At 59.5% G+C, this 23,990-nt stretch carries 22 protein-coding genes; 20 read left to right on the top strand and 2 right to left on the bottom strand.

Going from position 1 to position 23,990, the window contains the following annotated elements; translation table 11 throughout:
• The first annotated feature begins 60 nt into the window (after positions 1–60).
• Genes AB4K19_RS01510 through AB4K19_RS01495 form a run of 4 tightly spaced genes read left to right on the top strand, consistent with a single transcriptional unit; the run spans position 61 to position 4,701 of the window.
• Positions 61–609 (top strand): TRAP transporter small permease, encoded by a 549-nt coding sequence (locus AB4K19_RS01510; RefSeq protein WP_375230209.1) that lies wholly within the window; start codon positions 61–63, stop codon positions 607–609.
• Complete coding sequence (locus tag AB4K19_RS01505; RefSeq protein WP_436398797.1) at positions 609–1,925, top strand: TRAP transporter large permease; 1,317 nt, start codon at positions 609–611, stop codon at positions 1,923–1,925. Before AB4K19_RS01510 ends, AB4K19_RS01505 begins: the two co-directional genes overlap by 1 nt.
• Positions 1,922–3,187, top strand: a complete 1,266-nt coding sequence (locus AB4K19_RS01500) for a malonyl-CoA decarboxylase (RefSeq protein WP_375230208.1) — start codon at positions 1,922–1,924, stop codon at positions 3,185–3,187. Before AB4K19_RS01505 ends, AB4K19_RS01500 begins: the two co-directional genes overlap by 4 nt.
• Entirely contained in the window at positions 3,184–4,701 is a 1,518-nt protein-coding gene (locus AB4K19_RS01495) for a malonate--CoA ligase (protein ID WP_375230207.1), read from the top strand. Before AB4K19_RS01500 ends, AB4K19_RS01495 begins: the two co-directional genes overlap by 4 nt.
• A 40-nt stretch (positions 4,702–4,741) precedes the next feature.
• Here the strand turns inward: AB4K19_RS01495 and AB4K19_RS01490 are convergent, their stop codons facing one another.
• Complete coding sequence (locus AB4K19_RS01490) at positions 4,742–5,362, bottom strand: ferric reductase-like transmembrane domain-containing protein (protein ID WP_436398796.1); 621 nt, start codon at positions 5,360–5,362, stop codon at positions 4,742–4,744.
• A gap of 10 nt (positions 5,363–5,372) precedes the next feature.
• Entirely contained in the window at positions 5,373–5,861 is a 489-nt protein-coding gene (locus tag AB4K19_RS01485; RefSeq protein WP_436398794.1) for a twin-arginine translocation pathway signal, read from the bottom strand.
• Between the two features lie 252 nt (positions 5,862–6,113).
• Between AB4K19_RS01485 and AB4K19_RS01480 the strand changes: the two genes are divergently transcribed.
• The 16 genes from AB4K19_RS01480 (at position 6,114) to AB4K19_RS01405 (ending at position 23,986) form a co-directional block, all read left to right on the top strand.
• Positions 6,114–7,112: a Gfo/Idh/MocA family protein gene (locus tag AB4K19_RS01480; RefSeq protein WP_375230205.1), complete on the top strand. Its 999-nt coding sequence runs from the start codon at positions 6,114–6,116 to the stop codon at positions 7,110–7,112.
• A gap of 1 nt (position 7,113) precedes the next feature.
• Positions 7,114–8,685, top strand: a complete 1,572-nt coding sequence (locus tag AB4K19_RS01475; RefSeq protein ID WP_375230204.1) for an acyl CoA:acetate/3-ketoacid CoA transferase — start codon at positions 7,114–7,116, stop codon at positions 8,683–8,685.
• On the top strand, positions 8,682–9,455 hold the full coding sequence (locus AB4K19_RS01470) for an enoyl-CoA hydratase/isomerase family protein (RefSeq protein WP_436398792.1): 774 nt from the start codon (positions 8,682–8,684) through the stop codon (positions 9,453–9,455). Before AB4K19_RS01475 ends, AB4K19_RS01470 begins: the two co-directional genes overlap by 4 nt.
• Positions 9,452–10,975, top strand: a complete 1,524-nt coding sequence (locus AB4K19_RS01465; RefSeq protein ID WP_375230203.1) for an aldehyde dehydrogenase family protein — start codon at positions 9,452–9,454, stop codon at positions 10,973–10,975. Before AB4K19_RS01470 ends, AB4K19_RS01465 begins: the two co-directional genes overlap by 4 nt.
• 67 nt (positions 10,976–11,042) lie before the next feature.
• Positions 11,043–12,281: an ABC transporter substrate-binding protein gene (locus AB4K19_RS01460; RefSeq protein ID WP_375230947.1), complete on the top strand. Its 1,239-nt coding sequence runs from the start codon at positions 11,043–11,045 to the stop codon at positions 12,279–12,281.
• 68 nt (positions 12,282–12,349) lie between these two features.
• Positions 12,350–13,267, top strand: a complete 918-nt coding sequence (locus AB4K19_RS01455; protein WP_436398791.1) for a carbohydrate ABC transporter permease — start codon at positions 12,350–12,352, stop codon at positions 13,265–13,267.
• Positions 13,267–14,148 carry a carbohydrate ABC transporter permease gene (locus AB4K19_RS01450; protein ID WP_375230202.1) on the top strand — a complete coding sequence of 294 codons (882 nt, stop codon included), beginning with the start codon at positions 13,267–13,269 and terminating at the stop codon, positions 14,146–14,148. The genes AB4K19_RS01455 and AB4K19_RS01450 overlap by 1 nt, the downstream gene beginning before the upstream one ends.
• A gap of 4 nt (positions 14,149–14,152) precedes the next feature.
• Positions 14,153–15,268: an ABC transporter ATP-binding protein gene (locus AB4K19_RS01445; RefSeq protein ID WP_436398789.1), complete on the top strand. Its 1,116-nt coding sequence runs from the start codon at positions 14,153–14,155 to the stop codon at positions 15,266–15,268.
• Positions 15,268–16,764: an FAD-dependent oxidoreductase gene (locus AB4K19_RS01440; protein ID WP_375230201.1), complete on the top strand. Its 1,497-nt coding sequence runs from the start codon at positions 15,268–15,270 to the stop codon at positions 16,762–16,764. The genes AB4K19_RS01445 and AB4K19_RS01440 overlap by 1 nt, the downstream gene beginning before the upstream one ends.
• A complete protein-coding gene (locus tag AB4K19_RS01435) occupies positions 16,761–17,519 on the top strand; it encodes a 3-ketoacyl-ACP reductase (RefSeq protein WP_375230200.1) in 759 nt (252 codons plus the stop codon). Before AB4K19_RS01440 ends, AB4K19_RS01435 begins: the two co-directional genes overlap by 4 nt.
• A 9-nt stretch (positions 17,520–17,528) precedes the next feature.
• Positions 17,529–19,121 carry a GMC family oxidoreductase gene (locus AB4K19_RS01430; protein ID WP_436398786.1) on the top strand — a complete coding sequence of 531 codons (1,593 nt, stop codon included), beginning with the start codon at positions 17,529–17,531 and terminating at the stop codon, positions 19,119–19,121.
• Positions 19,118–19,435, top strand: coding sequence for a Dabb family protein (locus tag AB4K19_RS01425; RefSeq protein WP_375230197.1), 318 nt, complete (start codon positions 19,118–19,120; stop codon positions 19,433–19,435). Before AB4K19_RS01430 ends, AB4K19_RS01425 begins: the two co-directional genes overlap by 4 nt.
• Positions 19,436–19,448: 13 nt before the next feature.
• On the top strand, positions 19,449–20,612 hold the full coding sequence (locus AB4K19_RS01420; protein WP_375230196.1) for a dihydrodipicolinate synthase family protein: 1,164 nt from the start codon (positions 19,449–19,451) through the stop codon (positions 20,610–20,612).
• Complete coding sequence (locus AB4K19_RS01415; protein ID WP_375230195.1) at positions 20,612–21,625, top strand: LacI family DNA-binding transcriptional regulator; 1,014 nt, start codon at positions 20,612–20,614, stop codon at positions 21,623–21,625. Before AB4K19_RS01420 ends, AB4K19_RS01415 begins: the two co-directional genes overlap by 1 nt.
• Positions 21,626–21,722: 97 nt before the next feature.
• A complete protein-coding gene (locus AB4K19_RS01410; RefSeq protein WP_375230194.1) occupies positions 21,723–22,241 on the top strand; it encodes a hypothetical protein in 519 nt (172 codons plus the stop codon).
• Complete coding sequence (locus AB4K19_RS01405) at positions 22,238–23,986, top strand: esterase/lipase family protein (RefSeq protein ID WP_375230193.1); 1,749 nt, start codon at positions 22,238–22,240, stop codon at positions 23,984–23,986. The genes AB4K19_RS01410 and AB4K19_RS01405 overlap by 4 nt, the downstream gene beginning before the upstream one ends.
• Positions 23,987–23,990 lie beyond the last annotated feature (4 nt).

Here is a 23,990-nt window from a genome sequence, read left to right as displayed (position 1 = left end):
ACGAGCGGGGCAGAAAAGCAACTGCCCCGCTTTCTTCTATCCCCTGATCAGGAGGCCGCGATGGCAGGCCAGAGCTCTGCGAGAGTTGCTCATACGGGCAACAACCCTTTTCTGCGCTTTGTCGCGGCAATTTCTACACTGGCAGGCTGGTGTTCTGCGGCGATGATCGTCGCTGCCGTGGGCATAACCTGCCAGATGATCTTCATCCGGTTTGTTCTGAACGGATCAACCGTCTGGCAGACCGAAGCCGTGATCTATCTGGTTGTTGCAGCCACCCTGATCGGGTTGCCCTACGTTCAGCGCCTTCGGGGCCATGTAAATGTGGACCTCATTCCGCTGGCGCTGCGCCCCGGTGCCAGAAAGGGCCTGGCGATGATCACACTGTCGCTGTCCATACTCATCGTCGGCGTCATGCTCTTTTATGGGTACGACTACTGGCATTTCGCCTGGGAGCGCGGATGGCGCTCGGACACGGTCTGGGGCGTTCGCCTGTGGATCCCCTACCTGTCGATCCCCATCGGCTTCGGGCTTTTGCTCTTGCAGCTGGTAGCAGACCTGGTCGCCGTGATCACTGGCATAGATAAACCTTTCGGACTGGAGGACAGCTGATGGATCCGCTGCTTCTTGGCGCAATTGTTGCCGTCGCCACCATTTGTGTCCTTTTTTCCGGCGTCTCCGTCGCGCTGGGCCTTCTGATCGTTTCCGCCGGTTTTCTGATGATCTTTGACGGGATGCGCTCGCTGGAACTGATGCCTGAAATCCTGTTTGGCAAGCTCGACAACTTTGCCCTGCTGTCCATCCCGATGTTCATCATTATGGGGGCGTCTATTGCTTCCACGCGCGCCGGCGCGGACCTTTATGAAGCGCTGGAGCGCTGGCTGACCCGGGTGCCCGGCGGGCTTGTGATCTCAAATCTCGGTGCCTGTGCACTCTTCTCGGCGATGTCCGGTTCCTCACCCGCAACATGTGCCGCTATCGGCAAAATGGGCATCCCGGAAATGCGCAAACGGGGGTATCCGGATGCCGTCGCCGCAGGCTCAATTGCTGCCGGCGGTACGCTTGGCATTCTGATCCCTCCTTCGGTCACTATGATTGTCTACGGGATCGCAACCGAAACCTCGATCGGCCGGCTGTTTCTGGCCGGGGTGTTCCCCGGGCTGATGCTGGTGGGCCTCTTCATGGCGTGGTCGCTCTATTCCACCTGGCGCTCCGGGGATGCCTCGGTACTCGCCTCAACGAGCTACACCTGGCGCGAGAAATTCGAAATCCTGCCACGTGTCCTGCCCTTCCTTGCGATCATCGTGGGGGTGCTCTACGCCATGTACGGCGGCATCGCGACACCGTCTGAAACGGCGGCCGTCGGCGCGCTGCTCTGCCTGGTGATCGCAATGGTTATCTACCGGCTCTGGAACCCGAAAGACCTCTGGGTGGTGCTGCGAGACAGCACAAAGGAAAGCGTGATGATCCTCTTCATCATCGCAGCAGCCGGCGTCTTCAGCTACATGCTTTCCTCCCTTTTCATCACACAGGCTATTGCTGAATGGATCGGCACGCTGGACGTCAACCGCTGGGTTCTGATGGGCGCAGTCAATGTCTTCCTGCTGATCGCCGGCTTCTTCCTGCCGCCGGTTGCCGTGATCCTGATGGCCGCGCCGATCCTGCTGCCGATCATCACGTCAGCAGGGTTCGATCCGATCTGGTTTGCCGTGGTGCTGACGATCAATATGGAAATAGGCCTGATTTCACCGCCTGTCGGGCTGAACCTTTATGTGATCAATGGCATCGCGCCGGATATATCGCTCAAAACGATCCTGCGCGGGTCGCTACCCTTTGTGGCCTGCATGATCATTGCGATCGTTCTTCTTTGCCTGTTCCCCGGCATCGCAACCTGGCTGCCGGATACCGTGATGGGAGCGTCCCGGTGACAATGCTGGCCGATCTGCTGTCAACCGTCTTTGAACGGCGGATGAGGTTTCTGCCGGGAGCGGCAGCGGACGATCCGCGCAGCACCGAAGACCTTGCAGCAGCGCTCGTCGGGACGGACGGCGAGATTTCCGGACAACAGCTGGGCCGTATCATTCTCGACCGCTACGCCGGTATGGATCCGGCAGGCAAAAGGGCATTCTTTGATCATCTTGCGCACGCGATGGATTTTGATCCCGGTGAGGTGCGCCGCGCACTCGCCGCCTGGGAGGACAGCCCCGACAAAGACACTTACAGGCGCTTTACGAACGCCGCAGAGCCCCCGCGGCAGGAACTTATCCGGCGCCTGAACCGTGTGCCCCAGGCGACCGGGCAGCTTGTCGCGATGCGGGCTGACCTGTTGTCCATGGCCAAAAATGATCCGGCTCTGGCCGCACTGGACTACGATTTCCAGCACCTGTTCAGTTCCTGGTTCAATCGCGGCTTTCTCGTATTGCGCCCGATCAGCTGGGAAAGCCCCGCGCATATCCTTGACCGGATCATCGCATATGAAGCCGTGCACGCGATTGACAGCTGGGATGACCTGAGACGTCGGCTGGAGCCACCGGACCGGCGGTGTTTCGCGTTTTTTCATCCGGCCATGGCGGATGAGCCGCTGATCTTTGTCGAAGTTGCCCTGACCCGCGGTATCCCGTCGTCGGTACAGGACCTCCTGTGCGAAGACCGTCAGGCCATTCCGGCAGCAGAAGCAGATACCGCCGTCTTTTATTCCATCTCCAACTGTCAGGCGGGGCTTGCAAACATTTCGTTCGGCAACTCGCTGATCAAACAGGTGGCCATGGACCTTTCGCTGGAACTGCCGGCCCTGCGCCAGTACGTGACGCTGTCGCCGATACCCGGGCTGGCAGCATGGCTTGAGCAACAGCGCGTTCCGTCGGAAAGTCTCGAACCTGACAGGACGCAACAACTGGCCGCCTGTTACCTGATGGATGCCAAAAACTACCGTGGACTGCCCCTTGATCCGGTTGCGCGGTTCCATCTGGGCAATGGTGCGATGATCCACCGGGTGCATGCAGGGGCAGACGTATCCGACAAAGGCATGCGCCAGTCGCATGGCGCCATGGTCAATTACCTTTACGATCTGACAAAAGTGTCCCAGAACCACGAAAACTATGCCAATGCAGGCACTGTCGCCGCCTCGCCGGACATCCGGTCACTGGCGGCGCTGGGACGCAAACTTCTTCCGGAGGGAGCAGGATCATGACCAATGTTCTGTTCGACACGCTGTTTGGAAAACACGCAGGCCAGACAACACCTTTTCTGACATCGCCCGATGGATCCATCCTGACACACGATGCCTTTCTTGGCATGGCCGCGCAGTTTGCCCATGCCATTACCGGGGCCGGGCTGTCAGCCGGTGACCGTCTTGCGGCCCAGGTGGGCAAATCGCCTGAGGCACTGGCGCTTTATGCGGCCTGTGTGCAGGCCGGCGTCATCTTCCTGCCCCTGAACACGGCTTATACCGCGCGAGAACTCACCTATTTTATTGAAGACAGCGGTGCCGGGCTCGTCGTCTGTGACGGTGCTGACCTTGGGGGCATCCGGGAAATCTGCGCTGGAGTGAATGCCCGCGTCGAAACACTGAACGGTGATGGCAGCGGGACACTGGCTGACGCAGCGGCTGCCTTGCCTGCCCGGTTTGAAACGGTACCGCGTCAGGGTTCGGACCTGGCTGCCTTCCTCTATACCTCAGGCACCACCGGCCGCTCAAAAGGCGCCATGCTGACCCAGGACAATCTTCTTTCAAACGCGCTGATGCTCGCAGATTTCTGGGAATTTGAAGCGTCTGATGTTCTTTTGCACGCTTTGCCGATTTTTCATACCCACGGATTGTTTGTCGCCACCAATGTGATGCTGGCTTCAGGCGGTGCCATGGTTTTTCTGCCACGTTTTGATCAGGACCAGGTCATTGCGCATCTGCCGCAGGCCACAACGCTGATGGGGGTGCCGACTTTCTACACCCGCCTTTTGTCAGATGAACGTTTCACCCGCGCACTGACATCGCATATGCGCCTCTTTATTTCCGGCAGCGCGCCGCTGCTTGCTGAAACGCATGTGCAGTTTGAGGCCCGCACCGGGCACCGCATTCTGGAACGCTACGGCATGACAGAAACCAATATGAACACCTCAAACCCTTATGATGGCGAGCGGCGCGCGGGAACGGTCGGCTTTCCGTTGCCGGGCGTGGAAGTCATTGTGACCGACCCCGCCACCGGTCAGCCTGTTGCGCCGGATGTTGTCGGGCAGGTCGAGGTCCGGGGGCCTAACGTGTTTCGCGGATACTGGCAGATGCCCGAAAAAACAGCCGCAGAACTGCGCCAGAACGGATTTTTCATTACAGGCGATCTGGGACGGTTTGACACCGACGGTTACCTGCACATTGTCGGGCGGGACAAGGATCTGATCATCTCTGGCGGGTACAATATTTACCCCAAGGAAATCGAGCTGGTTCTAGATGCGCAGCCCGGTGTGCTGGAAAGCGCTGTGATTGGCGTGCCACATGCAGACTTCGGCGAGACGGTGCTCGGGCTGATCGTCCCGGCACCCGGCAAAACGCCTGACCTGGACAAAATCGCGATGGATGCGGCGGAGGAGCTGGCACGTTTCAAACACCCGCGCGAGCTGGTGCTGATCAGTGAATTACCGCGCAACACAATGGGCAAGGTGCAAAAGAACATCCTGCGCAAAAAGTTCGCAGACCATTTTGTCACCGCCTGATGCAACAGGATCCTGCTTCTGGCCCACTTGGTTGGTGGGATCAGTTGCGCCGGAGAACGCGCAGGGCGGGCAGACCGAAGCGGTACAACGCACGCAGACCGAACACCACAACTGCAACACATAAAACGAACCGCGAAACGGGCTCCATCGTGCCCTCAATCAACAGTGCATGTGCCACGGTGCCCGCAATGACGACCAGCACGAGCGAGATGTGCAACAGACGCCAGATATGGGGCCGGAAAGCGGCCCGGCGCCGCATCGCAACTATCACGCCAGTGGCAAACAGAGCCCACATGGCGATGACACCCCAGACCGAAAACGGCGTTGGCGAGGCAAAGAGCAGCGCGTCGACCACATCCGGGGGGCTGGTGATCCAAAGCCCTGCAACATGCAGAACCACAGATGCGATCACCAGGATGCCGGTCCAGCGGTGAACCAGGTGCCCGGCCCTACCCGTCAGGAAGGCAAGATCACCCCCGACCAGCAGCGGCTGGAACATCAAAAGCGTAAGCGCCAGAATGCCCCCAAGTCCGGCGGCGATGTAGATGGGGTCGCGCCATGCCAGCAACGGGCTGGTCACGGCAAAACCAACCGGAATGAGGGCAAGTGCCCCGAGCCCGGCCCAAAGGGCTACCCGACGCAGCAGAGTCGGATTGCGCACCTGCCTGCTCTCAGACCGGTTCCAGAACAAAATGTGCTTCGAGTGTTTTGTCCGCAGCACTGGCCATTACTGGTCTGAGGAAAACAGTCTGAAAATCTTCACTGTCATAGGCAAGGTGCCCGTGTGGCTGACCGAATGCCGGCACAATCTGTGGCATCTCAAGACGGAAGTTGCCCTCTGCATCCGTCAGCGTCGCACCGTGGCTCTGCGGGTCCCGCTCATGCCCTTCGGTTGTGTGCGCCCAGATCTGAATACGCTGACCCGCCAGCGGCATGCCATCGCCCGCCCGGCGTACTGTGCCGGTCATCCAGAACCCCCCGTTGCCAATCCGTTCCACAATGGGCGCGCCCGGTCTGTAGTTATTTGAGCCGCCACGCATCGAACGTGTCGGCTTCAGGCCCGCGGCCTGGGCGGGAACAGCAAGACCGGCACCGCCCGCTGCGATGGCTGAACCGGCAGCCGCAATCATAGTTCGTCTGGAAATCAGTTTTCGCTGCATTCGAAATCCTCCTGACCTTCGAGAAATATCTGGGGTTTCCCAAGCTGTTCTCAAGAGCAAATTGCGCTGTCACGATCACAAGAGCCTGAGCACAGCAAGAAGCGCGGGGTGCATACACATTTCATTTTCCGATGGAGGGACGATGCGCAGAAGCAGATCTCCTGCAAAGGCAATGCCGGTGGAAAAAGTCTGTTGACCTTTTGGAACGATCCATATTAGATTTTGGAACGATCCAAAATCTGGGGAATCATCGTGAAGTGGGCACTGGTCGGCGCGAGTACAATCGCATCACAACACATGATCGGCGCAATCCGCGCGCAGCGGGGACACAGCATCGCATCCGTGCTGAGCAGCAGCGACGAGCGCGGCCGCTCCTATGCCGATGCGCATGAAATTCCACGGGCCTTCACTGACATGAACGAACAGCTCAATGATGATGTGGACGCCGTCTACATCTCAACAACCAACGAAAAACACTTTGCTCAGGCGATGGCGGCCATTGAAGCCGGCAAACATGTGCTTTGCGAAAAGCCACTGGCAATGAACGTCGGGGACGCTGTGGCCATGGTCCGTGCGGCCGGTGAAAAGGGTGTGACTTTTGCCACCAATCATCACTTGCGGAACGCCGGATCGCATCTGAAGATCCGTGAACTGATCACCCAGGGCCGCATCGGGACCGTTCAGGCTGTCCGCGTTGCACATGCTGTCTATCTGCCGCCAAATCTGCAGGGCTGGCGCATCGACAATCCCGGAGCGGGTGGCGGGGTCATTCCGGACATTGTCGTACACGACGCTGACACGGTCCGGTTTCACCTGGACGAAGACCCGGCAGAGGTCGTCGCCATCGAGCGTTCGGAAAGCCTTGGGCGCGGTGTCGAGGATTCAGTCATGAGCGTCTGGCAGATGCCGTCCGGCGTCACGGTGCAGACACATGAAGGCTTCACGATCCGACACGCCGGAACGTCTTTTGAGGTCCACGGCACAGAAGGGTCAATTTTTGCAAAAGGCGTAATGACACAACGCCCGGTCGGCGAGATCAGGCTGCAGACGGAAACCGGCAGCGAAGACATCAGCTTCAGCGACCACAACCTTTATGAGCGGGCTGTAGGATTGTTTTCAGAGGCCTGCGCAGGCCGTGGCACGCCGTCTGCGACCGGGGAGGATGGGGTGAAGTCTCTGGCCGTTGCAGCCGCCGTCAAAGAGGCCGCGACCCGGGGCACCAGGGTCGCTGTCGACTACGGAGGCATCTGAGATGAGCAAGGTCGTCACGTCCCGGGACGCTGTGGCCCGGATAGAAGACAACGCCGTTGTCACGGTTTCATCATCGTCCGGTCTTGGGTGCCCGGACCTGGTGCTGCGCGCTCTGGGCGACCGTTTCAGAGATGAAGGCCACCCGTGCAACCTCACAACGCTGCATCCGATTGCCGCCGGCGACATGTATGGCATCCGCGGCGTCGATCACATTGCCCAGGACGGGCTTTTGTCCCGCATTCTCGCCGGTTCGTACCCCAGCGGCCCGTCTTCGAAAGAGATGCCCGAGATCTGGAAGATGATCGTCGAAAACCGGATTGAAGCCTATAACGTGCCGTCCGGTATCATGTTTGACATGCACCGTGACGTGGCAGCGCGCAAACCGGGTGTCTTCACGCAGGTCGGTCTGGAGACGTTTGTCGACCCGATACGCGAAGGTTGCGCCATGAATGAACGCGCCGCAGCGGCACCGATTGTACACCGCCAAGAGCTTGCCGGTGACACATGGCTGCACTTTCCGAATATCGTACCGGACGTGGCCATCATCCGCGCGACAACCGGTGATGAAACCGGCAACCTGACCTTTGAGCACGAAGGCGCGACGCTTGGCGCACTGGAGCAGGCGATTGCGGTGCGCAACCACCGTGGGCTGGTGATTGCACAGGTCAAACGGGTCACTGCGGCCGGTTCACTGCGTCCACACGACGTGCATGTACCGGGCCATCTTGTCGATCTTGTTGTGATCGATCCCGATCAGAAACAGACAACCGAGACTGTGTATGACCCGGCCATATCCGGCGAAATCATGCGCCCCTGGGACAGCTTTTCACTGGCGGACCATGGGATCGAGAAAGTGATTGCCCGCCGTGCCGCGATTGAGCTGTCGCAGGGACAAAGCGCCAACCTTGGTTTTGGCATCTCGGCGAATGTCCCGCGCATTCTGCTGGAAGAAGGGCATGCACAGGCTGTCACCTGGGCCATTGAACAGGGTGCCGTCGGCGGTGTCCCTCTGACCGGTTTTGCCTTTGGCTGCGCTTCCAATGCGGATGCTATTCTGCCCTCACCAGCGCAGTTCACCTATTTCCAGGGAGGCGGATTTGATGTGTCTTTTCTGTCCTTCCTGGAGGTCGATACAGACGGCAATGTCAACGTCTCAAAACTGGGTAAAAAGCCATATCTGACAGCGGGTTGTGGCGGCTTTGTGGACATAACGGCCAACGCACGAAAAATCGTGTTCTCGGGTTATTTTGAGGCGGGTGCGCAGTTTGAGCTCACGTCTGACGCACTGCGTGTCACGCAAAAAGGCAAATTCACAAAAATGGTCGACGCGGTCGAGCATGTGACCTTTGCCGGCAGGCGCGCGCGGGCGCGGGGACAGGACGTCCTCTATGTTACCGAACGATGTGTTATGCGCCTTGATGATGACGGCCTGGTCGCCACCGAAATTATGCCCGGCATTGAAGTCGAAGCAGATATCGTCGCGGCCTCCGAAGGGCGGGTCAGGGTTTGCGGCAACGCTTCGCGTATGCCTGTCTCAATCCTGTCCGAAGGACCGATGGGGCTGTTACTGTGAGCACCGTACATCTAGAAATTTCCGGCAGCGTTGCCGAGGTCCGGCTGTACAATCCGGCAAAGCTCAACGCATTGACCATGGACATGATCGATGCACTTGATACGCATTGCGGCGTGATCGAGAAGACGAGGACCGTCCGGGCGGTGCTGTTGACAGCAACCGGCGACAAGGCATTCTGCGTCGGCGCGGACATCCGGGAGTGGGGCTCTCTTGATGCACGGACCTTTGCCCGTGACTGGGTGCGCAGGGGACATCGCGTCTTTGACCGTATCGCACGCCTGCCTGTCCCTGTGATCGGCGTGCTGTCCGGTCACGCATTCGGTGGCGGTCTTGAGCTCGCAGCAACCTGTGACCTGCGCATCGCGACACCCGGTGCGACATTCGCGCTGCCAGAGACAACGGTTGGCATCGTACCAGGCTGGTCAGGCACACAACGCCTCGCACGGCAGATCCCCCCTGCCCTCCTGAAAGAAATGGCACTGACCGGCGCTCGGATCACCTCGGAACGGGCATTTGCGACCGGTTTCCTGAACGGCGTTGAGGACGACCCGCGCGCCGCCGCCTTTGAAATCGCTGACAGGATTGCCAGCAACGCACCGCAGGCAACTGAAACCGCGAAATGGCTCATATCAGCAGCACTTGAGGAAGACGGTGCAGCAGCAATTGAGGCCCTCGCGGGTGCGGCTATGGCCCCAACCGCTGAAAAAGCCGAAGGCGTGGCTGCCTTTGCAGAAAAACGAAAAGCCGATTTTGGAAAGGCCCCGTCATGACCGAGCATGACCTCACCCTGATTGCGGGCGACAGCAGCGCGCCAGCGGATGAACCGCTGGAACTGCACCATCTGATTGATGGTACCTGGATTGACTCCGCAGACGGTGAAACCTTTGAGCGCCACTCACCCGCAACTGGTCAGCTCGTCAGCCGAGCGGCACGGGGTGGCACGGCAGAGACAGAAGCAGCGATCAAGGCCGCCCGTCAGGCATTTGACGACCGGCGCTGGAGCGATGTTCCCGGAGCAGAGCGCGCAAAGCTTCTGAACCGAGTTGCCGATCTGATCGACGCGAACCGCGCCCGTATCGCGCGGCTGGAAACGCTGGAAAGCGGCAAACCGATCTCTCAGGCCGAGGCCGAGATCGAGGGCGCGGCAAATATCTGGCGCTATGCGGCGACGCTCGCCTGGAACATCCGGGGACAAAGCCAGAATGCGCTGGGTTCCGATATGCTTGGCATGGTGCTCAAGGTGCCGGTTGGTGTGGTTTCCATCATCACGCCGTGGAATTTCCCGTTTCTGATTGTGTCCCAAAAGCTTCCGTTTGCGCTCGCCGCCGGATGTACAGCGGTGATCAAACCATCTGAGATGACTTCGTCGACCACGGTTCTGCTGGGGCAGTTGCTGATCGACGCAGGGCTTCCCGCCGGTGTGGCCAACATCGTGCTGGGCTACGGTGATCCTGTCGGAGCGCTGATGACGACGCATCCGGATGTCGACATGGTTTCCTTCACGGGCTCCACGGGCGTAGGCAAAGCCATCGTTGCATCAACTGCGGGCACGCTGAAGAAGGTGTCGCTGGAGCTCGGAGGGAAAAACCCGCAGGTCATCTGTGCCGATGCCGACCTTGACGAGGCTGCGGACGCGATTGTGTTCGGCGTGTATTTCAACGCAGGTGAATGCTGCAACTCCGGCTCCCGCATCATAGTTCACGAAGACGTCGCCGAAGCGCTGAACGAAAAGATCGTGGCGCTGTCGCGCAAAGTTCCGTTCGGCGACCCGCTGCATCCCGATACAAAAGTCGGTGCGATTATCTCGCAGGCGCATCAGGACAAAATCGACAGGTACGTGCGCGAGGCTGCCGACGCGGGCGCAACCGTTCTGCTGGGTGGTGCGGCGCTGACTGTTGATGGGCTGAGCGGCACCTTTTACCAGCCGACGGTCGTCTCGGGTGTCAAAGAGACAATGCCGATCGCAACAGAAGAAGTATTCGGCCCGGTACTTTCCGTGCTGACCTTCCGGACACTGGATGAGGCGATAGATCTGGCTAATAACGCGTCCTACGGTCTGTCTGCCGGGATCTGGAGCGAAAACGTTCACACCTGTCTTGAATTTGTGAAGCGTGCGGAAGCCGGAACGGTCTGGACGAACACCTGGATGGATGGCTACCCTGAACTCCCGTTCGGCGGGGTCAAGGAAAGTGGTCTTGGCCGCGAACTCGGCTCCGGCGGGATCGAAGAATTTCTGGAATCAAAAACTGTTCAGATGCGTATTGGCAAATCGCGCCAAAAATGGGTCTGATACCAAATGCGCGGAAGCTGATGCGCAACATGCATGATCATAAGGGAGGAAACCCATGCGTGACTTAATGAAACTGACGACTTCCACACTGGCGGCGCTTGCCTTCAGCGGAACCCTCGCAACCGCGGGTGACGTTGAAGTGCTGCACTGGTGGACATCAGGCGGCGAAGCTGCTGCTCTGAACGTGCTCAAAGGAGACCTGGAAAATCAGGGCATCGGCTGGCAGGACATGCCTGTTGCCGGCGGTGGCGGCACCGAAGCGATGACCGTTCTGCGTGCCCGTGTGACAGCAGGTGACGCACCTACGGCCGTTCAGGCTCTGGGTTTTGACATCCTTGACTGGGGTGCACAGGGCGCTCTTGCGGATCTCAACGAAGTTGCCGCCAAAGAAGGCTGGGACGATGTGGTACCTGCTGCCCTTCAGGCATTCGCCAAGCACGACGGCAAGTGGATTTCGGCACCGGTTAACGTGCACTCCACCAACTGGGTCTGGGCCAACAAAGCCGTCCTCGATGCAAACGGCATCGCCGTTCCGCAGACATGGGACGAATTCACAGCAGCTGTTGAAAAACTGTCAGCCGCAGGTGTGACGCCGATCGCCCACGGTGGTCAGGCATGGCAGGACGCAACCGTTTTTGACGCGGTGGCGATGTCCACGGGTGGTCCGGACTTCTACAAAGCCGCTTTCATCGACCTGGATGAAGACGCGCTGGGGTCTGACACCATGAAGGAAGCCTTCGACCGTATGGCGTTCATCCGCGCCAATGTGGACGATAACTTCTCCGGCCGTGACTGGAACCTTGCAACTGCGATGGTCATCAACGGCGAAGCCGGTTTCCAGATGATGGGTGACTGGGCCAAAGGCGAATTCCTGAACGCGGGCAAGACGCCGGGCGAGGACTTCCTCTGCTTCCGCTTCCCCGGCACACAGGAGCAGGTCACCTTCAACGCGGACCAGTTCATGATGTTCGACCAGGGTGGTGTTGTCTCTGACGAGCAGGCTGCATTGGCCAGCGCGATCCTGTCGCCATCCTTCCAGTCGGCGTTTAATGTCGTGAAAGGCTCGGTGCCTGCGCGTACTGACGTCTCGAACGAAGCGTTTGATGCCTGTGGCAAGCAGGGCATGGCCGATCTCGCAGCGGCGGCGTCCTCAGGCAACCTCTTTGGCTCGATGGCCCATGGGCACGCGAACCCGGCATCCGTGAAAAACGCGATCTACGACGTTGTGACCGCGCATTTCAACGGCGAATATGACAGCGCAACCGCTGTCGAAGAGCTGGTCGACGCGGTTTCCATCGCTCAGTAACCCAGCCGGCGGGCGGCCTGCGGGCCGCCCGCACCTGTCTCATTTCATTTTCACCGGGGGGTGTCGCCATGTCGGATCGTACGCAGGCGGATTTCCAGACGCGCCTGCAGAACTGGCTGCCAAAGCTTGTCCTGTCGCCGTCTCTCGCCATGATTTTCGTGTTCGTCTACGGGTTTATCCTGTTCACGGTTTACGTGTCCTTCACCGACAGCCGGATCCTGCCCTTTGTCGGCAAAGGCGGCCAGCCGGCCTATGACCTCATTGGCCTGTCGAATTATCAGAAGCTCTTCAGCCTGTCCCACTGGGAAATTTCGCTGACGAACATGGCAATCTTTGCAGGCCTCTATATCGGCATCTGCTCTTTGATCGGCCTGATGCTCGCTATCTTTCTCGACCAGAAGATCCGCGGCGAGGGCCTGCTGCGTCCCCTCTACCTCTATCCCATGGCACTCAGCTTCATCGTGACGGGCACCGCCTGGAAATGGTTTCTGGACCCCGCCATCGGTCTCGAAAACATCGTCCAGGCCTGGGGATGGACCAGCTTCTCTTTCGACTGGATCAAAAACCGGGACTTCGCCATTTACACGGTTGTTCTGGCCGCTGTCTGGCAATCCAGTGGGTTTGTAATGGCGATGTTTCTGGCCGGCCTGCGCGGGATCGACAACGAAATCCTCAAGGCAGCACAGATGGACGGGGCCTCGAACTGGAACCTCTACCGCCGGATCATCATCCCGCAACTGCGCCCTGCCTTCCTGTCGGCTTTCGTGATCCTGGCACACCTCGCGATCAAAACATTCGACCTTGTGATCGCCATGACCGGTGGCGGGCCCGGCCGGGCCACCGAGCTGCCGGCGACGTTCATGTATTCCTACACATTCAGCCGCAACCAGATGGGCATCGGTGCCTCGTCGGCTGTGATCATGCTGATGACCATCGCAGCGATCATGATCCCCTATCTCTATGCTGAACTGAAGGAGAAGAAGTGATGGCTGTTGCGACGCAGGACTCCGCGATCCGCACAGGCCGGGTCACCCGCACGCTGATCTATCTCGTGCTCATCCTTTTCGCCCTTTTCTACATGCTGCCGCTCTATGTGATGCTGGTGAACTCGGTGAAACCACTCCCGGAAATCACGGGCGGTGGCATGATGTCCCTGCCTGATGTCTGGACGCTTGAACCCTGGCAGAAGGCCTGGTCTACCGCTCAGATCGGTGTCGAACCCACCGGATTGCGCCCCTACTTCTGGAACTCCATTTCCATGGTTGTGCCCGCGGTGGCGATTTCCACGGTGCTGGGCGCGCTGAACGGATACGTGCTGACCAAATGGCGCTTCCGGTTCGATACGATCCTCTTCGGACTGATGCTCTTTGCCTGCTTCATTCCCTTCCAGATCGTGCTGATCCCAATGGCCGCAGTGCTCGGTTTCCTGGGGCTCGCAGGTTCCACAGCGGGGCTGGTGCTGGTGCATGTGGTCTACGGCATCGGGTTTTCGACGCTCTATTTCCGCAACTACTACGCCGTTTTCCCCACCGAACTGGTACGCGCGGCTCAGATCGACGGCGCAGGTTTCTTCCAGATTTTCTGGCGCATCCTGCTGCCCTCCTCCGGTCCGATCTCTGTTGTCTGCATCATCTGGCAGTTCACCAATATCTGGAATGACTTCCTCTTTGGTGCCTCTTTTGCCAGCGGTGACGGTGCCCCGATGACCGTGGCGCTCAACAACCTCGTGCAGTCCTCCACCGGTGTGAAGGAATACAACGTTCACTTTGCAGGCGCCATTCTGGCCGCCCTGCCCACACTCCTCGTCTACATCGTCGCCGGTCGCTACTTCGTGCGCGGCCTCATGGCAGGCTCCGTGAAAGGATAATTCCATGGGCTTTCTTGATATTGATAACGCGACCAAATCCTATGGTTCGGTCGAAGTGCTCCACAAAGTCGACATTTCCGTCGAAGAGGGCGAATTCCTTGTCCTCGTCGGCCCCTCGGGCTGCGGCAAATCCACCCTGCTGAACATGATCGCCGGGCTGGAGGACATCACAAGCGGAACCATCGCGATCAAGGGAGCGCCGATGAACGGGGTCCACCCGTCCAAGCGCAACATCGCAATGGTCTTCCAGTCCTACGCCCTCTATCCGAACATGACCGTCGGGCAGAACATTACCTTTGGTCTGGAAATGCATGGCGTACCAAAGGCAGAACGCGAGGCTGCGATGGGCAAAGTGGCGGACATGCTCCAGATCGGTCAGCTGCTGGACCGCAAGCCTGGTCAGCTCTCCGGCGGTCAGCGTCAGCGGGTTGCCATGGGACGCGCACTTGTCCGCGATCCGGACGTGTTCCTGTTCGATGAACCGCTCTCCAATCTCGACGCCAAGCTGCGTGTGGACATGCGCACCGAGATCAAAAAACTGCACCAGCGCCTTGGGACGACAATCGTCTATGTGACACACGACCAGATCGAGGCCATGACCCTGTCCACGCGCATCGCCGTGATGAATGGCGGGTATGTCCAGCAACTGGGTACACCCAAGGAAATCTACGACACGCCGGCCAATCTCTTTGTCGCGACCTTTATGGGATCGCCTTCGATGAACCTGATCGACGTTACCATCCGGGCAGATGGCAACGCCGTCTACGCCGACACCACAGATGATCAGGGTGGCAAGATCAGTCTCGCCTTTCCGTCCCCCGGTGCTGCGCTGCGCGCCTTTGACGGGCAGACGGTCAAGCTTGGAATAAGACCCGAGGCGCTGACAGACGTGGATGGCGCTGATCAGCGTTCGTCGCATGTGGAGCAGGTCGAAAACACGGTCACAGTAACTGAACCCGCCGGATCGGACACCTTTGTGACGACAACCATCGGCGGCGCGGAGTGCGTGGGGCGGATGCGCTCGGATGCTGATGTGGCACCCGGTAAACCCGCGACCTTTGCAATCAACATGGAAAAGGCCGTGGCCTTTGATCCGAAAACGGAAAACCGAATTTCGTAATGGACACTGACGTGCTCATCATCGGCTCAGGTATGGGGGGCGCCACCATGGCGGCAGGCCTCGCACCGTCGGGCGTGCGCATCACCATCCTGGAGAAGGGGCACCCCATTACCCCCTCGCCGGACACACGCGATGCCGCCGCCATTTTCGGGCGTGGCGTGTTCCGCAATGATGAGACATGGGACGACCCGTCTGGCACCGCGTTCAATCCGGGCAATTACTACAACGTTGGCGGCAATTCGAAGTTCTACGGCGCGGTCCTCTTCCGCTATCGCGAAGAAGATTTCGGCGTGCTTGAACACATGGGCGGCACATCGCCTGCCTGGCCCATTTCCTATGAGACTTTCGAGCCCTGGTACCAGAAGGCCGAGACGCTTTACGAAGTGCGCGGGTCAAGTGGAGAAGATCCGACGGAGCCGGGGCATTCAGGCATATATGGTTTTCCCCCTGTACCGCATGAACCCGCGATCGCGGATGCGGCAGAGCGCCTGCAGCGCGTGGGCATTAACCCCGCGCATTTGCCGCTGGGCGTGGACATCGACGCGTGGCTGGCCGGTGGCGAAACCGGCTGGGATGCACATCCAAACACAGGTGACGGCAAGAAAGACGCAGAAAGCATCGGATTGAAAGCCGCACTGCGCCACAACAACGTGCGTCTCGAAACCGGATGTGAAGTCGCACGCCTGATTGCTGGCAAAGACGGCAAAATCGATGCTGTCGAGTATCACCGGAACGGTTCGTTGCGCCGCATGCAGGCGAAAACCGTGGTACTGGCAGCCGGCGCCGTCAATTCCGCCGTGCTGTTGTTAAGATCAGCAAATGACAATTGTCCGACAGGGCTGGCCAACCGCTCCGATCAGGTCGGGCGCAATTTCATGAACCACAACACGCATGCAATGATGGCGCTGCACCCGCTGCGCCGAAATGCGTCCGTGTATCAGAAAACCCTGTATTTCAACGATTTCTACCTGCAGGGAGGTCCTGACGGCACGCCACTGGGCAATGTTCAGTTGCTGGGCAAGATCACTCCGGACATTCTCGCAAGCCAGGTGCCGCTCCCCGCGCCCCTGACCCGATGGATCGCAAGCCGGTCTGTTGACTGGTACCTCATGAGCGAGGACCTCCCTGATCCCGAAAGCCGCGTGACCGTAAAAGGCGACCGGATCGTTCTCGACTGGCGGCGCTCCAACTGGGAGGCGCATCTGCTTCTGGTGCGAGAGGTGCGCAGGCTTTTGCGACGCGCCGGCTGGCCTGTGCTCCTGTCCCGCGCATTCGACCGGACCGTGCCGTCTCATCAGTGTGGCACCGTTCGTTTCGGCCAGGACCCGTGCAAAAACCCGCTGGATATCTGGTGCCGCGCGCATGATCACAAAAACCTCTTTGTTGTTGATGCGGGCTTTCTGCCGAATTCTGCTGCCGTAAACCCCGCGCTGACAGTTGCAGCCCAGGCCCTGCGGGTCGCTGATCACATCAGATCAAAGGACCTTGCCGCATGAACGGGACAGCACTCATCACCGGAGGACAGCGCGGGATCGGGCTTGGCATCGCGCGCGCCCTCGACACCGCTGGTATGCAGGTGGTTCTGACCTCCGAGAAGGACGGCAATGACCCCGAGGTGCATACCGCACTGGCTAAGCTGAGCGACAGGGCGATGTATCTCGCACATGACCTCCGGCAACCGGAACGGGTCCGGGCCCTTTTTGATGCGGTTGAGGCGCGGGCGGGCGCAGTTACCTGCCTTGTGTCCAATGCCGGCGTGCCTGCTCCGGTGCGCGGTGACATGCTGGACGTGACGCCGGACAGTTTCGACTTTGTCATGGATGTGAACCTGAGGGGCGGGTTCTTTCTCGCCCAGGAAACAGCCCGCCGCATGCAGGTCCATGCAGCGACCAACTCCTGCTCCATCGTTTTTGTCACCTCTGTCAGCGCGTCGATGGTTTCTGTTGAACGGTCCGAGTACTGCATCTCAAAATCTGCAGCCTCGATGATGGCAAGCCTCTTTGCCGCGCGGCTGGCCGGTGACGGTATCGGTGTGTTTGAACTGCGTCCCGGCATTATCGAAACGGACATGACCGCCGCCGTGCGCGACCGGTATGACCCGATGATTGCTGATGGATTTGTACCGGCAAAACGCTGGGGTCAGCCGGAAGATATCGGAAAAACAGTGCGAGCGCTGGTGAGCGGTGATCTGGCCTATTCGACGGGTTCGGTGATCCCCGTCGACGGTGGTCTGAGCATTCAGCGTCTTTGAGGGGAAGTCATGTCTGACGTCTGGGATTTTATCATTATCGGCGGTGGCTCTGCAGGCTGTGTTCTGGCCGCACGGCTGTCTGAGGATCCTTCGGTACGGGTGTGCATTCTGGAGGCCGGTGGTGGCGACAGAAACCCGCTGTATCACCTGCCGGCAGGCTTCGCGAAAATGACCAAAGGCATCGGCGCCTGGGGGTGGGAGACCGTGCCGCAGCGTCACATGAAAAACCGGGTGTTTAACTACACGCAGGCAAAGGTGATCGGTGGCGGTTCTGCGATCAATGCCCAGATCTACACACGCGGCAACCCGCAGGATTACGACGAGTGGCGGCAGATGGGCTGCGAAGGCTGGTCTTATGAAGATGTCCTGCCCTATTTCCGCAGGTCAGAGGACAATGACACCTATAACAACGCCTTTCACGGTCAGGGCGGCCCGCTTGGCGTGTCTCAGCCCATAGCGCCGCTGCCCATCTGTGAGGCCTATTTCGACGCTGCAGCACAGGCTGGCATCCCACGGAATGAGGACGTGAACGGCGAGAAACAAGACGGTGCGGCGTATTACCAGCTCACGCAGCGCAATGCCCGGCGTTCTTCTGCCGCTATGGCCTACCTCGCGCCCAACCTCAGCCGTCCCAACCTGACCCGCAGACTGAATGCACAGGTGCGCTGCATCATTGTCGAAAACGGCAGGGCGCAGGGCGTGGAACTGACCGACGGCACCCGCCTGACGGCTGATCGCGAGGTCATCCTGTCGGCCGGTGCCATCGGCTCCCCGCGGCTGCTTCAGCTGTCGGGCATCGGTCCCGCGGACCACCTGCGGGCCCTGGGGATTGACGTGCTTGCGGACCACGCGCAGGTCGGTGAAAACCTGCAGGATCACTTAGATCTTTATTGCATCTGCGAAGTCTCGGGACCACACACCTACGACCGGTTTGCAAAGCCGCATCTGTCCGCCTTTGCCGGGCTGCAGTATCTGCTGACAGGCAAAGGTCCGGTGGCCTCCAGCCTCTTTGAAACGGGTGGTTTCTGGTATGCTGATCCGGATGCGCGCTCACCGGACATCCAGTTCCACCTCGGCCTCGGCACCGGCATCGAAAAAGGCGTGCAGGCCATGCCGCAGGGCGGTGTTACGCTCAATTCGTGCTATCTCCGGCCCCGGTCGCGCGGCACGGTTCGGCTGCAGAGTGCCGATCCGGCCAAAGCGCCATTAATTGATCCCAATTACCTCCAGGACCCGCGTGACCGCGAAATGTCGATCCGCGGACTGAAAATGACGCAGGACATCCTGTCCCAGGACGCTCTGAAGCCCTTCATTCTGGCTGAACGCCTGCCCGGGCCGGGCGTCCGCACGGACGATGAATACTTCGACTTCATCTGCGAGCATTCCAAAACCTCGCACCACTGTGCCGGGACCTGCAGAATGGGTCCGGATGATGCGGCGGTTGTTGACATCCGCCTGCGCCTGAACGGCATCGACAACCTGCGCGTGGTCGACAATTCGATCATGCCGACCGTCATATCCTCCAACACAAACGCTGCCGCTATCATGATCGGGGAAAAAGCCTCTGACATGATCCGGCAGGATCACGGGATTGCCATATGATACGCCATATCGTTCTGACTAAATTCACACCGGACACGTCCGAAGAAACCATTGCAGAAATCTATTCAGGCCTGTCCGACCTGTCGCGCAGACTTGACGGAGCATCCGGCTTCACCGGTGGCAGATCCGAGAGCCCGGAACAGATCGAACGCGGCTACATGCATGGCTTCGTTATTGATTTTGACGACTGGGATGCGCTCAGAAACTACGCGGAAAATCCCGAACACCAGGCTCTGGGCGGGCGGCTTGTCGAAAATGCCGTCGGTGGCATTGATGGCATTCTGGTGTTTGATCTGCCAGCCGCGCACAGCTGAGGGAGCAAAAGTCATGCTGACACTGCCCACCTACGCAGGCACGCTGGAGCGGTATGAGATCTGTGGCACGCCCATTGTGCCGCGCGCGCCACAGTGCGCTTTCACCCGCACAGCTTTTGCGGCCGCCCATGTCGTGTCTGATCCCCTTGCAGAAAGAGATCCCTGGATGGGCCGGCCATCGGTGGACTGGGACAACACACTGGCGTTCCGGCACTGGCTCTGGGATCAGGGACTGGGCCTTGCAGAGGCCATGGACACCGCCCAGCGTGGCATGGGCGTCGACTGGGACACGGCGCGCGAACTGATCGAACGCACAATGACCGAAGCGAAAGCGCACCCGCTGAAACCGCGGGTGGCCTGCGGCGCCAGCACGGATCATGTGGACATCGCAACGCTGACAACTGAGGACGCGCTTGTTGCCGCTTATGCTACCCAGATGGAAGCAATCGAAGCCGCCGGCGGGCAGATCATCATCATGGCCAGCCGAGCAATGGCCGCACATAGCACCGGCCCGGATTTCTATGCGCGGGTTTACGGCCGTCTGATCACGGGTGCTGCGGAGCCGGTTGTTCTGCACTGGCTGGGCGACATGTTTGATCCGGAACTGCGCGGGTACTGGGGCCACGACGACCTGGATGACGCAGCCGACGCCGTACTGGCCCTTATTGAGGAACATGCCGACCGCATTGACGGGATCAAGATCAGCCTGCTGGAGCAATCCCGGGAGGAAGCCTTCCGGGCGCGGCTGCCAGAAGGTGTCCGCCTCTATACCGGAGACGATTTCAACTACGCCGCCCTGATCGAAGGGGACGGCACGCGTTACAGCCACGCGCTGCTGGGCATTTTTGCCGCCATCGCGCCCGCCGCAGCACAGGCGCTGGAAGCGCTGGCCGAGGACGATCATCAGACTTTTCACCGGTTGCTTGCTCCAACCGTTCCCCTGAGCCGGGAGATTTTCAAAGCGCCGACGCGGTATTACAAAGCAGGTATCGCTTTTCTGGCCTGGCTGAACGGAGCACAGAGTCACTTCATCATGCCACAGGGTTTTCAGGCCAGCCGCGAAATTACTCATTACGCAGAAGTCTTCCGTCTGGCGGACACTGCCGGCATGCTCGCCCGGCCCGATCTTGCCGAAGAGCGGATGGGACTGCTGCTCGGGCTGCATGGTATCAGCTGATGGCGGCAGGCAAGCGACCCACCATTATTGACGTCGCCGCGCACGCACAGGTGTCAAAATCAACCGTGTCGCTTGTTCTTCAGAACTCACCACTGGTCAAAAAAGAAACCCGTGACGCGGTGCATGCCTCAATGGCCGCCCTTGGCTATGTGCGTAACCGCGCGGCGGCAACCCTGCGCGGATCGGGCACGGGGCTGGTGGGCCTGATCATCAACGATCTGCGTAACCCCTTCTTCACCGAATTCGCAGCATCTGCCCAGATGGCACTGGCCGAACGCGGTTTCGCCACGGTCATCGCCAATTGCGACGAGGATCCTGCAACACAGACCCGGACAATCTGGTCGATGCTGGAACACGACGTGGCCGGGTTTGTGATCTCTCCCTGCTATGGCGATATTGATGAAGGATTTCAGGCGATTGAGCGTGCCGGTCTGCCCGCTTTGCAGGTCCTGCGCGAAACCCCGACCTCGGCAGCGCCCCTGCCCTTTTTCAGCCACGACTACGCCTCCGGCAGCCGGATGGCGGTACAGCACCTGTTAGGTCAGGGCCTCGAAAATATCGCCTTTGTCGGTGGTGTTGAAGGGCGCAATATTACCTCTGAGCGCATGTCCGGATATCTGAGCGGCATGCAGGACAAAGGCCTTCGGACCACAGTGCTTCATGGCCCATCAACGCGTGCTTTTGGCCGCGAGGCGGTCGACACGCTGCTGTCTGATTATCCTCACATCGACGCGGCCATCTGTTTCAATGATCTTGTCGCACTGGGTGTGCACGCCGGTCTCCTGCAGGCTGGCAAGACGCCAGGGCGGGATTTCGCGCTGGTCGGTTTTGATGACATTGAAGAAGCCCGGCTCGTCCACCCGCCACTGTCAACTGTCAGGTGTGATGTGGGCCGGTTCGGCGCCATGGCCGCCAATATGCTTTACGAGATGATCCGGAACGAAACCGTACCGGACACACCCGTAAAACTGGCCGTTGAACTGATCGCGCGGGGTTCCAGCCACCCGTCCTGACCCGCTTTATCCTCATCCGTGAAACACCACGGGTTTGACAACTTTTTGGTGTGAATGCAGGCTGTTTGCATTGGTTAACTGATTTAGGGGTGGAACGATGGGAGACGAAACCGCGCTGGAAGCCGCACGCGATTCAATGAAATGGTGGAACCGCTATTACCACCTGCTGCTTTATGTTCACTTTTTTCTCGGCATATCGGGCATTGTCATCGGCTCGCTTATCGCCGCTGATTTCAACAGCCAGAGGGCTGTCCTGCAACCGCAGTTTCTGGGCATTATGTCCACTGTAATCGTGGGGATCGTGTCTTTCGTGCAGCCGGGTCGGATGGCCAGCGTCTTTTACGATGCTTACTGGCGTATGCGGGTTGCCATCCTGCGCCATAAGGAAGGGCAGATTGATGCACCGACCCTTGTGGATGCGATTGCGAATGGTTTTACCGCGGTTGCTGAAATCCAGCCCGAAGCGCTGATCGGCTCAGGCCAGAAAACCGGCGGTGATGACGAAGACCTCAGCGATGAACAGCGCGAACGTCTGGCGGCATTCCGGGAGGCACTGCTGGCCGAAAACGAAAAAGAACCGGATCCGGAGCCAGAGCCGCCCGCGGAAAAGCCGTGAGCAACAGCATGTCTGCGGCCACGAAGGGTTTCACCCGCAATGGCCGCTCAAAGGACCTTGTGGTTATTCTTCATGCCTTCCGCGGCGGCCCCGGTTCTGTTGCCAGCGTGGCCGGGCACGTGCGCGCTGAACGCCCCGACGCGGATCTTTATGTACCGCAACTGCCCTGCAAACTCTTCTCGCGCGCCGATCCGGAAGCGATCGCACAGGAGCAACTGCAGGCGATCGACCGTCTGTGGCGCGAAAAGGACGGTGGATACGGGTCAATCACATTTGTCGGACATAGCATTGGCGGTTTGCTCGCCAGACGCATTTTTCTGCTGAAAAAGGCGCAGGAAGAGAGCGGCGACAGCGGCGTGGACCAGCCACCCTGGGCGGACCGCGTGGATCGTATTGTCCTGCTGGCAGCAATGAACAGAGGCTGGAGTGCAGGACATCACCTCAGCCCGTTGCACTATGTTCAGTGGAAGATCGGCGCGGCTATTGCCGGTGCTCTGAACCCCACCGGCACGGCACCGTTTCTGATCATGTCGATCCGGCGCGGCGCGCCTTTTATCACGAGGCTCCGCGTAGAGTGGATACAGGCCGGCAACCGCGCGGCAGCATCCGGCGGCACCCTCCCGATGACGGTCCAGCTGCTCGGTTCAGTTGATGACATGGTTGCTCCTTCCGACAATATTGATCTCGTGTCCGGGCGCGGTTTTCACTATCTGGACGTGCCATATTCCGGGCACGCCTCTGTGGTCCGGCTTGATGACGAGACCCCCGTCACTGACCGGACGGGCGCACCCAGCACGGCTGGCAATGAGCGCAGAAAGGTGCTTTCGACCGCGCTCACGGCCGATGCCAAAACGCTGGATGATGCCGGATACATTCCCTCGGACCGTCCGCTCAACCCGCAGAACCGCGAGATCACTGATGTTGTGTTCGTCATCCATGGCATCCGCGACGTCGGCCACTGGACCCAGAAAATTGCCCGCGCGATCATGTCCCGCCACAAAGAAACGCATGGCGTGATCAGAATGGCCTCCGAAACCTCCAGCTACGGATTTTTCCCGATGCTGCCGTTTCTGCTGCCATGGGAACGCCGCCGCAAGGTCGAGTGGTTCATGGACCAGTACGCCGAAGCACTCGCCGAGTTCCCAGGGGCTGCGTTTTCTTTTGTAGGTCACAGCAATGGCACCTATCTGCTCGCGCGCGCGCTCAGGGATTACCCGTTCTGTACGTTCAGAAATGTGGTTTTCGCAGGCAGCGTGGTGCGTTCTGACTACGACTGGCAGATGGTCCGTGACAGGGGGCAGGTCAGCAGGGTGCTGAATTTCGTCGCCACGTCGGACTGGGTCGTTGCGATTTTCCCTAAGGCGATTGAGCAGCTGAAACTGCAGGACCTTGGCAGCGGCGGACACGACGGATTTGAAACCGCCAGCCACGATCCCGACCTGTTTGAGGTCCGCTATGTAAAGGGAAAGCACAGCGCGGCGCTGGTTGAGGAAAACTGGAACGCGATCGCAGAGTTTGTTGTCACCGGCGACCTGCCCGACGTACCCGCGTCCATTCGGTCGGACAATCAGTCAGAGAGGCTGGCGCAGATTTCAAGGGCAGCGCCATTTGTCTGGCTGGTGTTGCTGGCCATGCTAACCGGTTTTGGCGCCATTCTGTGGTTCCTGGGCGGCGCAGGCGTCTGGGGCACACTGCTTGTTGTGCTCTATACGGTCTTCATCTGGAAGGTGATTACCAGCCTGTAAAGGG

Source organism: Roseobacter phycocola, from assembly GCF_042055075.2.
Lineage (GTDB): Bacteria > Pseudomonadota > Alphaproteobacteria > Rhodobacterales > Rhodobacteraceae > Roseobacter.
This window is presented reverse-complemented; position numbering and strand designations above follow the sequence as displayed.